Source organism: Acinetobacter sp. CIP-A165 (assembly GCF_000367985.1).
Taxonomy (GTDB): domain Bacteria; phylum Pseudomonadota; class Gammaproteobacteria; order Pseudomonadales; family Moraxellaceae; genus Acinetobacter.
Window position 1 is genome coordinate 1,402,323 of record NZ_KB849202.1, and the last position, 14,609, is coordinate 1,416,931.

The 14,609-nt window shown below is 41.0% G+C and carries 14 protein-coding genes; 2 read left to right on the top strand and 12 right to left on the bottom strand.

The annotated features are described in order from the left end of the window. Positions 1–19 precede the first annotated feature (19 nt). From hutI to F991_RS12170, 6 genes are all read right to left on the bottom strand, one after another. The gene (gene hutI, locus F991_RS12145) at positions 20–1,225 is read right to left on the bottom strand and encodes an imidazolonepropionase (RefSeq protein ID WP_004671733.1); all 1,206 of its coding nucleotides are present in this window, start codon (positions 1,223–1,225) and stop codon (positions 20–22) included. 115 nt (positions 1,226–1,340) lie between these two features. Then, positions 1,341–2,879: a histidine ammonia-lyase gene (hutH, locus tag F991_RS12150; protein ID WP_004671734.1), complete on the bottom strand. Its 1,539-nt coding sequence runs from the start codon at positions 2,877–2,879 to the stop codon at positions 1,341–1,343. 88 nt (positions 2,880–2,967) lie between these two features. Further along, a complete protein-coding gene (hutU, locus tag F991_RS12155) occupies positions 2,968–4,644 on the bottom strand; it encodes a urocanate hydratase (protein ID WP_034595646.1) in 1,677 nt (558 codons plus the stop codon). A gap of 234 nt (positions 4,645–4,878) precedes the next feature. Then, positions 4,879–5,460, bottom strand: coding sequence for a HutD/Ves family protein (locus tag F991_RS12160; RefSeq protein WP_004671736.1), 582 nt, complete (start codon positions 5,458–5,460; stop codon positions 4,879–4,881). Then, positions 5,457–6,209: a histidine utilization repressor gene (gene hutC / locus F991_RS12165; protein ID WP_004671737.1), complete on the bottom strand. Its 753-nt coding sequence runs from the start codon at positions 6,207–6,209 to the stop codon at positions 5,457–5,459. The genes F991_RS12160 and hutC overlap by 4 nt, the downstream gene beginning before the upstream one ends. A gap of 148 nt (positions 6,210–6,357) precedes the next feature. Beyond that, positions 6,358–7,413: an aromatic ring-hydroxylating oxygenase subunit alpha gene (locus F991_RS12170; protein WP_004671738.1), complete on the bottom strand. Its 1,056-nt coding sequence runs from the start codon at positions 7,411–7,413 to the stop codon at positions 6,358–6,360. Between the two features lie 175 nt (positions 7,414–7,588). Here F991_RS12170 and F991_RS12175 point away from each other — a divergent pair, with 175 nt between their 5' ends. After that, positions 7,589–8,518, top strand: a complete 930-nt coding sequence (locus F991_RS12175; protein ID WP_004671739.1) for a LysR family transcriptional regulator — start codon at positions 7,589–7,591, stop codon at positions 8,516–8,518. 129 nt (positions 8,519–8,647) lie between these two features. Beyond that, on the top strand, positions 8,648–9,601 hold the full coding sequence (puuE, locus tag F991_RS12180) for an allantoinase PuuE (protein ID WP_004671740.1): 954 nt from the start codon (positions 8,648–8,650) through the stop codon (positions 9,599–9,601). A 60-nt stretch (positions 9,602–9,661) separates the two neighbouring features. Here puuE and F991_RS12185 read toward each other — a convergent pair whose 3' ends face one another. The 6 genes from F991_RS12185 to F991_RS12210 form a co-directional block, all read right to left on the bottom strand. Continuing rightward, entirely contained in the window at positions 9,662–9,928 is a 267-nt protein-coding gene (locus F991_RS12185; RefSeq protein WP_004671742.1) for a type II toxin-antitoxin system RelE family toxin, read from the bottom strand. Then, positions 9,882–10,166 carry a type II toxin-antitoxin system Phd/YefM family antitoxin gene (locus F991_RS12190; RefSeq protein ID WP_004671744.1) on the bottom strand — a complete coding sequence of 95 codons (285 nt, stop codon included), beginning with the start codon at positions 10,164–10,166 and terminating at the stop codon, positions 9,882–9,884. The genes F991_RS12185 and F991_RS12190 overlap by 47 nt, the downstream gene beginning before the upstream one ends. A gap of 263 nt (positions 10,167–10,429) precedes the next feature. After that, on the bottom strand, positions 10,430–11,884 hold the full coding sequence (locus F991_RS12195) for an amidohydrolase family protein (RefSeq protein ID WP_004671747.1): 1,455 nt from the start codon (positions 11,882–11,884) through the stop codon (positions 10,430–10,432). Continuing rightward, entirely contained in the window at positions 11,881–12,675 is a 795-nt protein-coding gene (locus F991_RS12200) for an ABC transporter permease (protein ID WP_004671749.1), read from the bottom strand. Before F991_RS12200 ends, F991_RS12195 begins: the two co-directional genes overlap by 4 nt. Then, the gene (locus tag F991_RS12205) at positions 12,668–13,489 is read right to left on the bottom strand and encodes an ABC transporter ATP-binding protein (protein WP_004671750.1); all 822 of its coding nucleotides are present in this window, start codon (positions 13,487–13,489) and stop codon (positions 12,668–12,670) included. Before F991_RS12205 ends, F991_RS12200 begins: the two co-directional genes overlap by 8 nt. Positions 13,490–13,542: 53 nt before the next feature. After that, positions 13,543–14,523 carry an ABC transporter substrate-binding protein gene (locus tag F991_RS12210; RefSeq protein WP_004671752.1) on the bottom strand — a complete coding sequence of 327 codons (981 nt, stop codon included), beginning with the start codon at positions 14,521–14,523 and terminating at the stop codon, positions 13,543–13,545. Between the last annotated feature and the right edge of the window lie 86 nt (positions 14,524–14,609).

Below are 14,609 nucleotides of genomic sequence, written 5' to 3' on the forward strand. Positions count from 1 at the left end.
TTAAAAAATAATTTTGATGCTAAAAAACGATTTCATTGCCATGTTGAACAATCCGTTTCGGTAAATCACCACCGAGCCAGTACACAATTTCAGATGGATGCTCAATATCCCAAGCAATAAAGTCGGCAACTTTGCCTTGTTCTAAACTTCCATGCGTATCCTGTAGACCGAGTGCATGTGCAGCATGAATAGTCACACCTGCCAACGCTTGTTCTGGGGTTAAACGAAATAAGGTGCTGCCCATATTGAGCATCAAACGCAAAGACAATGCTGGTGAAGTACCCGGGTTTAAATCACTCGACAATGCAATCCGAACACCATGCTTATGTAAACTTTCGAGTGGTGGAAGCTGCGTTTCTCTTAGGAAATAAAATGCACCGGGTAATAGCACAGCGACGGTTCCCGCTTCTGCCATTGCCTTGACATCATCTTCAGTCATAAATTCCAAATGATCTGCTGATAATGCATGGTAACGTGCCGCTAAGCTTGATCCACCCAATGATGACAATTGCTCTGCATGTAATTTAATCGGCAAATTCAAAGCTTGTGCCGTTTTAAATACACGTTCGACTTGCTCAGGTGAAAATGCTAGATACTCACAAAAAGCATCCACTGCGTCGACAAGACCTTCTTGATGTAATTTTGGCAGCATGTCAGTACAGATATGCTCAATATACGCATCACTTTGATCTTGATATTCAGGAGGTAAAGCATGTGCTGCTAAGCAGGTACTTTTCACGGTCAGGGGTAAAGTTTGCTCGATCTGACGAATCACACGCAGCATTTTCCGTTCATTTTCATAATCCAAGCCATAACCAGACTTGATTTCAATGGTGGTCACACCTTCTTTCTGCATACAACGAATACGTTTGAGTGCCGATGCAAGTAACTGCTCTTCAGTTGCCTCACGTGTTGCACGCACTGTACTTGCAATCCCACCGCCACTTGCAGCGATCTCTGCGTAACTGATGCCTTGCAAACGTTGTTCAAATTCGACACTACGGTTACCCCCAAAAACACTATGAGTATGACAATCAATCATACCCGGTGTCACCCACGCGCCTTTGAGATCAATAGATTCCACATAATCATCAGCAGGCGCATCTTTTTCTGCACCAATCCAATGAATGTGCTGCCCAAGCGTCACCATGGCAGCATTTTCAATACTGGAATATTGTCCATCTTGCATGGTGGCAATATGACAGTTTTTCCAAAGCTTTTTCATGCATATATCCTCAAAAAGCCCAAGCATCAGATGCTTAGGCTATTTTGTATTTAGCGTTCCATTCCAATATTCTGCGGCAGACGGTGGTTACTCCATGTGACCATTTTTTTCATTATCAGCCTTTAACTAAACTCGGTAAGAGATTTGGAATAATTAACTCGTTCAAACATCCACTTGCAAGCAATTCACTTGCTTGTTCAATATCAGGTGCAAAGAAGCGATCTTCACTATAATAAGGCACTTGATCACGCAAGATTTTACGCGCGAGCTCAAGTTTTGGAGAGCTTTTCAAGCCTTCACGGAAATCAAGACCCTGACATGCACCTAACCATTCAACAGCCAAAATGCCACGGACATTATCTGCCATATACCACAAACGTTTACCCGCATTCGGTGCCATAGAAACATGGTCTTCTTGGTTTGCTGAAGTTGGCAAACTATCGACACTGGCAGGATGTGCCAATGCTTTGTTATCACTCGCCAAAGCAGCAGCCGTAACTTGTGCAATCATAAAGCCTGAGTTCACACCACCATTGGCCACCAAGAATGGTGGAAGTTGTGACATATGACGATCCATCATCATAGAAATACGACGCTCTGACAGTGCGCCAATTTCTGCAATTGCCAATGCCAAATTGTCAGCCGCCATTGCAACAGGTTCAGCATGGAAGTTACCGCCTGAAATCACGTCGCCTTCTGCTGCGAAAACCAATGGGTTATCCGAAACTGCATTTGATTCAATCGCCAACACTTCTGCCGCTTGACGAATTTGAGTTAAACAAGCACCCATGACCTGTGGCTGACAGCGGAGTGAATACGGATCTTGAACCTTGCTACAATCTTCATGCGAATGTGCAATTTCACTTGAATCTGTCAATAAGTCACGATATGCAACAGCAACATCAATTTGACCACGTTGACCACGTACCTCATGAATACGTGCATCGAAAGGCGCACGCGAACCAAGCATGGCCTCAACACTCAAACCACCACAAACCGTTGCAGCAGCAAACAGATCTTCTGCTTCAAATAAACCACGCAATGCGTAAGCGGTTGAAACTTGTGTACCATTTAACAGTGCCAAACCTTCTTTTGCTGCTAAAGAAATCGGTTCTAAGCCCGCGATTTTGAGTGCGTCAACAGCAGGCAACCATTCACCTTTATAACGTGCTTTACTTTCACCGAGTAAAATTAAAGACATATGTGCAAGTGGTGCCAAATCACCAGAAGCACCCACTGAACCCTTTAATGGAATATGTGGATAAACCTCAGCATTGATCAGCGCCATAATCGCATCAATCACTTTACGGCGGATACCCGAAAAACCACGTGCTAAGCTATTGACCTTTAACAGCATGATTAGGCGAACCATGGCATCATCAAGCGGCTCGCCCACACCTGCAGCGTGAGAAAGCACTAAAGAACGTTGTAGCTTTTCTAAATCTTCAGGTGCGATCTTGGTCGAAGCCAATAAACCAAAACCAGTATTAATACCGTAAGCCGTACGCCCTTCATTGACGATTTGCTCAACGCAAGCAACGCTGGCATTAATCGCAGCAGCTGCACTGTCATCAAGTTTGACTTTGATTGGGTTTAAGTATGCGTGGCGCAGATCTGCTAACGTAAGTTTGCCGGGTTGAATTAAGAGTTCCATTTTGGCGTCCTGTTTTGCACTATATTATTTTCTTACGGCGCTTGTTACACAATTGCAAAAAACGCCGTAATCGTTGTTGTGATGTTTTTTATTGAGTGATCATCGGCAAGTTCAAACCCTGCTCTTTAGCACAATCAATCGCGATGTCATAGCCAGCATCTGCATGACGCATCACACCTGTTGCAGGGTCATTGGTCAATACACGTGCAATACGTGCTGCTGCTTCATCTGTACCATCACAGACGATGACCACACCTGAGTGTTGCGAGAAGCCCATGCCAACACCACCACCGTGATGCAATGACACCCACGTTGCGCCACCTGCGGTATTTAGCAATGCATTGAGTAACGGCCAATCTGAAACTGCATCTGAACCGTCTTGCATCGCTTCAGTTTCACGGTTAGGACTTGATACTGAACCAGAATCTAAATGGTCACGACCAATCACGATTGGCGCTGAAAGTTCACCACTACGCACCATCTCATTAAATGCCAAACCGAGTTTTGCACGTAAACCTAAACCTACCCAGCAGATACGTGCTGGTAAGCCTTGGAAGCTAATACGCTCACGTGCCATGTCTAACCAGCGATGTAAATGTTCATCATCTGGAATTAATTCTTTGACTTTGGCATCCGTTTTATAAATATCTTCTGGATCACCTGAAAGTGCGACCCAACGGAACGGTCCCACGCCACGGCAGAATAATGGACGGATGTAGGCTGGAACAAAACCTGGGAAATCAAAGGCATTTGCAATGCCTTCTTCTTGTGCCATTTGACGAATGTTATTGCCATAGTCAAATGTTGGAACGCCAATTTTTTGGAAATCTAGCATCGCTTGAACATGCTTCGCCATAGATTGCTTTGCCGCTTTCACCACAACTTCAGGTTCAGTTTTGGCACGTTGACGATATTCTTCCCACGTCCAACCCAGTGGTAAATAACCATTCAATGGGTCATGTGCGCTGGTTTGGTCTGTAACCATATCTGGGTGTACACCACGACGAACCAACTCAGGTAAAATCTCAGCAGCATTGCCATGTAATGCAATCGAAACCGCTTTACCTTCTTTGGTGTATTTATCAATACGCGCGAGCGCATCATCCAAGTCTGTTGCTTGCTCATCGATATATCGTGTACGTAAACGGAAATCAATACTGGCTTGTTGGCATTCGATATTTAAAGAACAAGCACCAGCAAGTGTTGCTGCTAATGGTTGCGCACCGCCCATACCACCTAAACCAGCAGTGAGTACCCAACGACCTTTTAAATCACCATTGTAATGTTGGCGACCTGCTTCCACAAAAGTCTCGTATGTGCCTTGTACAATTCCCTGACTACCGATATAGATCCAAGAACCAGCGGTCATTTGACCGTACATTGCTAAGCCTTTTGCATCTAACTCATTAAAGTGTTCCCAGTTCGCCCAATGTGGAACAAGGTTTGAGTTGGCAATAAGTACACGTGGTGCATCTTTATGGGTTTTGAACACGCCAACTGGTTTGCCTGATTGAACCAATAGGGTCTCATCAAGCTCTAAGTTTTTTAGTGTTTCAACAATTTTGTCATAACATTCCCAATTGCGAGCAGCACGACCAATCCCACCGTAAACCACGAGTTCTTTCGGATTTTCTGCAACATCAGGATCAAGATTATTCATCAACATACGTAATGGTGCTTCAGTCAACCAACTTTTGGCATTGAGCTGTGTACCGCGCGGTGCGCGAATTTCTACGTCACGAAATTTTGTGGTCGTTGTCACAATGAGACTCCTTTCAATCGAATATGGTCTGCAAATTAAACTGCTTTTACGATACAGCATGTATTAACTTGTATATACATCCATATACTACACAAATCTTTTCTCTTGAAAAGATGCATTTCATTCCATTTCTAAAAATAAATTTTAAGCCAATGAAATAAAATAATTTATTTTTTATCGAATAAGAAAAAACCCATACAACTACAATTTGTATGGGTTTTAAAAAAAGCAACTAATTTAGATTTTTGTGAGTTCGATTAGACAAGTTTGTTTCAAAAGCGACTCTCTTAATACAATAAATCTCAACAATTTTTCATACTGAATTTTTAGACTTTCTTGATGCTTCAAATGAAAAACCTGTTGATCAATTTCAATTTCTAACAATTCAAGGCTTTGATTAAAAATAAAGATTAAATCGGCGGAACTAAATATTTCTGATGATTTAGGTTCACATATCCACTGATATCTGGCATTTACCTTTTGAGGATCATAGATCAGATTAAAGTCTTGAATTTGCCCATGAGGTAATTCACAACTCACATCACGCTCACCGCTAAATTGGACAGACTGCAAAGTTTTTAGATGCCGATGATCATCATCGACATTCAATACAATGCCTTGACCATCTAACACTGTCAGAATCCGTTGCATCCCATGAAACTTGGAAAACTCACCAGCTGATTTCACATCGGCCATAGAAATACGCCAATCAAATACATCTAAACTTTCGCCCTCGCTACGTGCAAGTTCGACAGTGTAGCCAGCGCCATTTTTCCATCGCATTTTTTTATAATGTGCTGTCGTTAACTGCTCAATCATTGCGTAAATTTACCTTCCAGATAATAACGACTACCCGGATAAATCAAACGCGCACTGGAAATCAATTGTTTATTTGACCAAGTTCTACGGCGAATCAATAAGCAAGGCTCGGTCTTATTGATCTTCAACCATTTACATTCTTGTGCTGAACCAAGTACCGCTGTTACTACGTGCTCACCTTCTGTTACAGGTGCTTTTGACATCAAATAAGCGTTTGGTGTAATGCTGCTAAAGTCTTGAGCTAAATAATCTGGAATCAGTATAGGATCAACCAAACGGTCTTCAATTTGTACAGGCACATCATTTTCATAATGTACGATAATCGAATGAAAAAGCTTTTGCCCTTCCCGCATTTGCATGAGTGCACTTTGTTCAGCATTTGCTTGAATCTGTTCTAATACCAATACTTCAGCACGATGTTTATGATTCCGAGCAAGAATTTCTTCTGCAATATTATTGACATGAAAAAGTGCGGTACGACCTTGCCCTTCTGCTACAAACGAACCGACCCCTTGTATACGCACTAATAAACCTTCACTGGTCAACTCTCGTAAAGCTCGGTTAATAGTCATACGGCTACAACCGAGCAAATTCACCAATTCACTTTCTGAAGGAATTTTTTTATTCACCGTCCATGTGCCTTCATAGATTTTTTGTGAAATCATTTGTTTTACACGCAAATATAAAGGGACAGGACTATCTTCTGCGAGTGATAAATCCAAATCTTGTTGCTTGGACGTTCTTGACATTGGCTAAAACTCATACACAATACTTTGAGCTATTGTATATAGATTAACGCCAATTTGTATATACAAGCTTATACAATTAAACTTCTAAAATTAAATTAATGTTGAATTTCATTTGCTTGATTTTTCAAAATTCTATACTTGTATAACCCTAAACTGTATACCGCTTACTCAAACCCCAATCTGCTAATATACGACGATACATGGTCGAAGAACGATCTGCTTCAAAATGTGCTTCCATCGTAATATCTAAGGGTAACTCTTCGGGTTTCTGAGACTCCACCATCTCCTGATCTTCGGCAAAAATCTGCGCATTGAAATCATATACTCCTTGTAAATCACCCGTCGTATCAAAGTTTCGAGTTAAAGGCACAAACAAACGGGTTTTGTTATGCGAAGTTGGGCAACAGGCATTGAGGATTTTCAACACACCAGCATTCGGAAAATGGATGGTGAGTACTGCTGAAAATGGTGGGTAGACATCAAAAATACGTTCCCAAAGAAAATCATCAGGCGCTAAATGCTGCATCCCATGTGGGTAATTACTGACGTTACTCACATATTCAGTGTGTAAACCATAATCAGTGCGTTCAGTTAAATATTTTGGAACAACAGGATTTTCTCGATCTGCAAATGCGTTGTGATGCACCCAAGCAAAATGAGCGACATCAATGAACCCTTCCAATTGACGACCACTTGAACCCGCAATATCCACATACGGCGGCAAGATCGCTTGATGCTGTTCTGCATCCCACGTATCCAAAACAGGGAAATTAGCCAAGCTTTCATCTCGTCCTAAAATACTAGTCCACACCAAACCATATTTTAAAACCACAGGAAATTTGGTTAAAGAAAAACGATCCGAAATTTTGATTAAATCAGGTTGCGCAGGAATTTTGGTGCATTTGCCATCTTCATTGAAATGCAAACCATGATAAGGGCAAATAATCGTTTCACCTTCGACCCATCCCTTGCTTATCGGTACACCGCGATGTGGGCAAATATCACGCACCAAATGAATATTTCCCTTTTCAGTTTTATAAATCGCCATATTCAAATCAAGTAAAGTGACTTGCTGAGGGTTTGTAGTTACATCTTCAACTCGTGCAACGGGATACCAATGTTGCGCCAGTATTTCCCAATCTCGATCATCAAACTGGCTATGACAAGGTTTATTCGGCACATTAATTAAAGGGATTGCATTCATTGTTTGCTCTCAATTTTCTGCTATAGATCGAGGATCTGTATTGCTTAAAAGCAGTTTGGAGCAGAACAAAAACCTCGTCTATTAGAATGAATTTGATCAATCATTCTAAAAATTAGAACACTTGGGCACTAAAATTGCTTTTGCATAAATACTCATTTTATTCAGCGTGTTTGCAATGGCATTACCTTTTTCCCGTTTTGCAGAATATTTTATTGCTGTCGCCAAAACAGGTAGTTTGCGAAAAGCGGCAGATCAACTTTATATTTCTGTCTCTGCAGTGCATCGTCAGATTGCTTTGGCTGAAGAAGAACTCGGCGTTGCACTATTTGAACGTCTGCCAAATGGACTAAAACTGACTTTAGCGGGTGAGTTGCTATATGCTGATTTACGCAATTGGCAAAAAGACTTTCAAATGACACAAAAGCGCTTAAATGAGATTCAAGGTTTACAGCGTGGGGCAATTGATTTTGGAATGATTTCAGCACTCTGCGAAGGTTTCGTCACTCAAGTGATCCAATCTATCCATCAAGATTATCCTTGGATTAATTTTAATATTTATGTGCTCGATAGTGAAAGTGTGGCAGAGATGATCATTAATGCTGAGCTGGATTTTGGCTTGATTCTCAATCCTAAACATCGGCATCAATTGCAAATCAGTTCTTTTATTGAAGTACCGCTCGGTTTTGTCATTCCCAAACAACATCCCTTAGCAAATAAAGAAAAAATCTATTTCTCAGACACCATAGAATGCAACCATATCAGCCCTGCTGCACCTTTAATAATTCACGATCATGTTACCGCTTTATACAAGAAACATGATTTTAACCCGCCACATAAAATCGAATGCAACGACATTCGTATGATGATTTCCTTGCTGAGACAGAATTTAGGCATTGGCATCATGAGTTATTTGGATGCCTATCCTTTTATTGAAAATGATGCGTTCGAGTTTAGAGTAATCCATGAAAATGGACTGCATCCCATTACCCTTGCCTTATGTGTTGCACCAAAACGGCAACTCTCTCGAATATCACAAATCATGATGAATCAAGTCATTGAAGAGATGGAAGCACTAAAATTGCGCGTGACTGAAATTTATCAATAAATAAATTCAATTAATGCACCAAAATAAGACAACAAGTATTTGATTTATATTGTTTTATAATTTGACACCAAGTTATAACATCAAGTAATTTGATGTGAAGTTTCACATTTTAATGATTCAGACAAACTCATGACCATCTCAGATCAAGCTAATCATTTTTCAACAGACTATCCTCGAGATATGTTGGGTTATGCCAATCATCCTCCTCACGCCCAATGGCCAAATCAAGCCAAAATTGCCGTTCAGTTTGTATTGAATTATGAAGAAGGTGGTGAAAAACATATCCTGCATGGCGATGAGGGTTCGGAACAATTTCTATCTGAAATTAGCGGTGCGGAAAGTTATCCCGATCGTCATTTGTCGATGGATTCGATTTATGAATATGGTTCACGAGTCGGATTTTGGCGTATCCAGCAAGAGTTTGCCAAACGTCATTTGCCAATGAGCATTTTTGCGGTAGCGATGGCATTACAACGAAATCCATTGGTCGTGGAGACAATCAAACAACATCATTATGATGTGGTTTCGCATGGTTTACGTTGGATTCATTATCAAAATGTAGATGTTGAAACCGAGAAAGCACATATGGCTGAAGCCATGCAGATTTTAAAAGATTTATTTGGCGAATACCCTACAGGTTGGTACACAGGGCGTGATAGTCCAAATACACGTCGACTCTTGGCTGACTATGATCAGATTCAATATGACAGTGATTACTATGGTGATGATCTACCCTTTTGGACCTCGCTAACCAAAGTGAATGGCGAAACTCGTCCTCATTTAATTATTCCGTATACGCTTGATACCAATGACATGAAGTTCGCTTCACCAACGGGCTTTAACCGCAGTGAGGATTTTTTTGAATATTTAAAAGATGCATTTGATGTGTTGTATGCAGAAGGTGCCACATCACCGAAAATGTTATCCATCGGGATGCATTGTCGAATTCTAGGTCGTCCAGCGCGTTTTAAAGCATTACAACGCTTTTTGGATTATGTTCAGAATCATGATCGAGTTTGGGTCTGTACTCGTCAGCAGATTGCTGAGCATTGGTATAGACATCATCCTTATCAGGAGGAGTAAACCCCAAAATATAAGACCAAGAGCTAGGGTCTGTGAAATATCAACAGACCCTAATTTAGTTTATATCTTTTTATAAATGCTATCCCTTTTATCTACATCAATCACAAGGATCACGACCCTTTCATCAATGACTTGATATACCAGTCTATAACCTGCTGACCTAAGCTTAATTTTGTATAAATCACTAGATCCATTCAATTTATTTTTAGGTATCTTTGGATTTTCAATAATTGCTTCCAACTTACGAATCAATTGGTCAGCAATTTGAGGGTTTAATTTATCAAACTTTTTCAGAGCTGTTTTTGTGAACTCTAGCTCGTAAATCATTCATTGATACCTTTACTGTCTCTTCAGTATCGACCTGTTCAGCGAGTTTGATAAGCTCCTGATCTTCAATTAAATCCATCAGCTTTTCGTACATATCGGCTGGAACACAGTAAAAAGCAGGGTTATTCCTATTCAGAATAGCGACAGCTTCACCGAATCCATTATTTACGACTTGCATCGGATTCTTTTTAAGCTCAGAAACACTAGCCACAAATCGACTGTGAATGATGTGATTCATGCTTATTGCACCTTCTAAACATAGAAGAAAAGAATAAGATAAATTGATATCTTATTATCCAATTAAAAGAATAGCCAACTGATTGACTACTTTTCTTTATTCTCAGGTTTTTTATTGCAACCAGAGTTGTTCATCTGCAAACCACCAGATATGTAATTAATATAATCCAATAAAAGACCTAATACAAGCCCTTTAAAAGACACCCTTAACAAGTCATAAAATAATAAAAATTCGTATGTCTGATTTTACATCATCTTTCTTGCTTAGGCTATTTTAGCCATTTCCATACTCCGCTGCTGCAACACTTTTACGGATTGCTTCGCTTGCCAAGCCAATTCCATCATATCTAGATCTGGAATTTGATCATTTTCAATCACTATTTTCCCTGCAACAAACATCGCTTTAATACGTGCTCGCCCACCGCTCGCCACAGGACCAATCGCCATATCATGTAATCCAAAATAGCGTGGATCATCTAACTCATACACAACTAAATCGGCTTGTTGCCCAACTTCAATGGTTCCAACTTGATCTAAACCTAAGATTTTGGCACCACCAGCAGTGCCCCAGTGGATAATATCTTCAATACTGGCAGCATCTGCACCACCCTCAAACAGTCCACCTTCATACTGTGGTTTTGCCAACATCCCTTTTCTGGCACGTTGCAATAACCATGCAGCATGGGTTTCTGACAGCATGTCGGCGGCTTCATTAGAGCCTGCACCATCAACCCCAATCGAAATCGTCATGCCTGCATTTTCTAAACTGACCAGATCGGCAATCCCACTGCCCAAACGCGCATTACTTTGAGGACAGTGAGCAATGCCTGTTTGGGTTTGACCTAATAACTGGATTTCTTCTGGTAATAATTTCACAAGATGCGCAAACCAAACATCATTGCCAATCCAATCATGTTCAGCACAATACTGCACTGGAGTCATGTTAAATTTAGCTTTGGCGGCATCCAAATAATCGACTGTTTCTGATAAATGACTGTGCATCCGAATGCCGAGTTGCCGAGCGATACGAGCACTTTCCCTAAGTTGTTGAGGTGTCGTCGAATGTAAAGTTGATGTCGGCGCCATAACAATCTTTCGGAATGCAGTTCCACTTGACTGATGATATCGAGCGACCAGACGTTCAATATCTATCATATAGTCATCAAATTTTTCAGGTCGCAAGGCTTGTGGCAGCTCACTTTCCAAACCACGTGTTAGGGTCGCACCACCACGACACAGCACAAAACGCATGCCTAGCTTTTCCGCTTCATCAAATAAAATGGCTGCGCCATCAAAAGGCATCTTCGGCCAGTATAGATAATGATGATCTGCAACTGTGGCACAACCAGAACGTAATAGTTCAATCAAACCAATTCGTACAGCGACCCGAAATGTGGCTTCATCGAAAGCGCCACGAAACCGATATGGCGTACTCGCAAGCCATGACGTTAAGTTCTGATTTAAACCTTGTGGCTCGCCTTTTAATAAAGATTGGAACAAATGATGATGAGTATTCACCCATGCCGGATAGATAACGCAGTCTTTGGCATCAATCACCTGTTCATCCGCATGTTGTGTAAGTGCCCCTAGCTCGGTAATTTTTCCATCTTGTATCCGAATCGCTGTAGCTGACGAACGTGGGGTATCCTTAGATAAACCAGTCAAAATGGCATGGGCATTTTTAATTAAATAACGTTTACTCAAAGAATCTTGGCTCATGCTTGTTCACTCTCATGCCATTTACTTAAAAAGATACGGCTTAACAAAGACATCAATACAAACAGTCCCAAGCCAGTGCAGGTAATTAAAAAAAGTGCTGCAAACATGAGCGGTAAATCAAGTTGAAATCCTGCCTGTAAAATCTGATAAGCCAACCCCGCACTCGTTCCACCTGCACCTGCAACAAACTCAGACACGACTGCACCAATCAGCGCTAAACCACATGAAATCCGCAATCCACCAAAGAAATAAGGTAAGGCATTGGGTACACGTAAATGCATGAGAATTTGCCAGCGACTGGCTTTATTGATCTGAAAAAGATTGAGTAAACCCTTATTGACACTACGCAAACCTAAAGTGGTATTGGTTAAGATTGGAAATACTGCCACCAACATCGCACATACGACTAATGCCAAAGTGGTGTTTTGAATCCAGATAATCACCAAAGGTGCAATCGCCACAATTGGCGTTACCTGAAATAAAATTGCATAGGGCATAAAACACGCTTCTAGCACACGACTTTGCACAAATACAAATGCAATTAAAGTTCCGATGACCACCGCACAAGTAAAAGCCAATAAGGTGATTTTTAGCGTCACTAGCAAACTACCAAACAGCAATGAAGATTGATTGATCATCGCCATCACAATATCACTTGGCTTCGGCACGACATAAACAGGCACTTCTAATTGCTGAAAGCTCAATTGCCAAAACAATAACAATAAAAAACCAAGCATCATGGGTGCTGCTATTCGCTGTATCGCAGGATTATTTATTAATGGTTTAATCATGATTATGCTCCCCACTTGCTTTAGCCAATAACGCTGAAAATTGTGCACATTGTTGAATAAAAACATCAGATGTTCTGAAGGACTCATCGCGCAGATAAGGACCTTCAATTTCCAAATCAGCAATCACACGCCCCGGACGCGCCCCCATCACAATCACCCTTGAGGACAAATACACCGCTTCATAAATACTGTGGGTGACAAAAACAACGGTTAAATCTCGCTCAGACCAAAGTTTTCGGATATCACGATCTAATTTATGACGGGTAAATTCATCCAATGCCCCAAAAGGCTCATCCATCAATAACAAATCAGGTTCTGTGACCAGTGCGCGAGCCAAAGAAGCACGCATCTGCATCCCACCTGAAAGTTCCCGTGGATAGGCTTTGCTAAATTTATCTAAACCCACTGCTTTTAGTGCATCTAAAACTTTGGGAGTGCTCACAGCTTTGGAAATATGCTGTAAATCTAAAGGTAGACGAACATTGTCTTCAATATTTGCCCACGGCATTAAGGTCGCTTCCTGAAACACCATTGCCATTTTACATTGCGATTGAATATCAGCCTTGCCATTCCAACGCACTTGCCCAGCTGATGGTTGTTCAAGATCAGCAAACATTTTCAATAAAGTACTTTTGCCACATCCAGATGGTCCAAGTAATGAAATAATTTCACCCCGTGCAATATCTAAATCGAGCCGTTGTAATGCATGGGTACCATTGGGATAGGTTTTTTCTACCCCTCTCACCATGAGCATTGGTGTTACAAAATTTGATGATGTATTTACTGGAAGATCGACAGATAAAACTGAATTCATGTGGTTTCCCCTTGGTGCGATTGCCCTATTTTCTTAACCGTTAAATACAGCTTTTATTTCTTCACAGGACTGACAAACTGTGTGGTATAAGCCGATTTCCAGTTGGTTTTAGCATCTAACAATTTTGCATTCACCATGAAATCACGCGTCGCTTTCCAGCGTGCATCGGTCATAACTCCGACACCTTGTGTTTTGGCATCGCCACCATCAATTAGTTGTAATTTTTTCATTTGACTGCCTGCAAAAGCGAGCAGCTCATCATTCATATTTGGATTTTCTTTTTTGATAATGGCATTGCCGAGCTTGGGATCAGCCAAATAGTTTTTCCATCCCTCCATAGATGCTTGCACAAAACGGCGGACCACATCAGGCTTGGTCTGGATCACATCATTGCGTGTCACTAAAATGCCACCATAAGCTGGATAACCCGCCTCAGCAAATAAGAAGAAGTTGCTGGATGGTGCTGCTTTTTTTGCTTGAAAAACTTCAGAGGTTGCATAGGCTTGTTGGGCGACATTTTTGCCCGCTAAAAATGGCTGCATATTGAAAGTATAAGGACGCGCCTGAGCTGGATTTAAACTGTATTTTTTTCTTAACCAAGGCCACCAGCTTGCTTGTCCACTGGTTGAAACCAAGATGGTTTTGCCTTTTAGATCAGCCAAGGACTTTACATCGCTATGCGTTAATACACCTTGAGGATCGAACTGAAATGGTGCTGCAATCGCTTTGATTGGAAACTTACTTTCAATTCCTTTTAAAACCTGCAAATCATAATTAATAATAATGTCGGCACGTTTAGACAATAATAAAGACATATTATTGACTTGTGGCCCACCGATTTTAATCTCGACATCTAATCCATATTTTTTATAAATACCCTGTGCCAGAGCTTGATAATAACCACCCTGCTCTGCTTGCGCATACCATGTGGTTTGTAATACCAGTTTATCGGCAGCATGGGTAAATGAACCAAAGAATAATGCGCCAGCAATAACAGTGAACCGTGCTTTGCCTACATAGTGCTGAATTTTCATAAGTAAACCCCTAAATATATAAGAACTCATCTCGCTATTCTTTTAGGGGAATAAAAACCAAATGTATAAGTACATAGATTCTCTCA

Bases quoted from the DNA above. Each gene is read 5' to 3' on its own strand.
- hutI (WP_004671733.1), bottom strand. From the start codon at position 1,225: ATGAAAAAGCTTTGGAAAAACTGTCATATTGCCACCATGCAAGATGGA.
- hutH (WP_004671734.1), bottom strand. From the start codon at position 2,879: ATGGAACTCTTAATTCAACCCGGCAAACTTACGTTAGCAGATCTGCGC.
- F991_RS12160 (WP_004671736.1), bottom strand. From the start codon at position 5,460: ATGATTGAGCAGTTAACGACAGCACATTATAAAAAAATGCGATGGAAA.
- hutC (WP_004671737.1), bottom strand. From the start codon at position 6,209: ATGTCAAGAACGTCCAAGCAACAAGATTTGGATTTATCACTCGCAGAA.
- F991_RS12170 (WP_004671738.1), bottom strand. From the start codon at position 7,413: ATGAATGCAATCCCTTTAATTAATGTGCCGAATAAACCTTGTCATAGC.
- F991_RS12175 (WP_004671739.1), top strand. From the start codon at position 7,589: ATGGCATTACCTTTTTCCCGTTTTGCAGAATATTTTATTGCTGTCGCC.
- puuE (WP_004671740.1), top strand. From the start codon at position 8,648: ATGACCATCTCAGATCAAGCTAATCATTTTTCAACAGACTATCCTCGA.
- F991_RS12185 (WP_004671742.1), bottom strand. From the start codon at position 9,928: ATGATTTACGAGCTAGAGTTCACAAAAACAGCTCTGAAAAAGTTTGAT.
- F991_RS12190 (WP_004671744.1), bottom strand. From the start codon at position 10,166: ATGAATCACATCATTCACAGTCGATTTGTGGCTAGTGTTTCTGAGCTT.
- F991_RS12195 (WP_004671747.1), bottom strand. From the start codon at position 11,884: ATGAGCCAAGATTCTTTGAGTAAACGTTATTTAATTAAAAATGCCCAT.
- F991_RS12200 (WP_004671749.1), bottom strand. From the start codon at position 12,675: ATGATTAAACCATTAATAAATAATCCTGCGATACAGCGAATAGCAGCA.
- F991_RS12205 (WP_004671750.1), bottom strand. From the start codon at position 13,489: ATGAATTCAGTTTTATCTGTCGATCTTCCAGTAAATACATCATCAAAT.
- F991_RS12210 (WP_004671752.1), bottom strand. From the start codon at position 14,523: ATGAAAATTCAGCACTATGTAGGCAAAGCACGGTTCACTGTTATTGCT.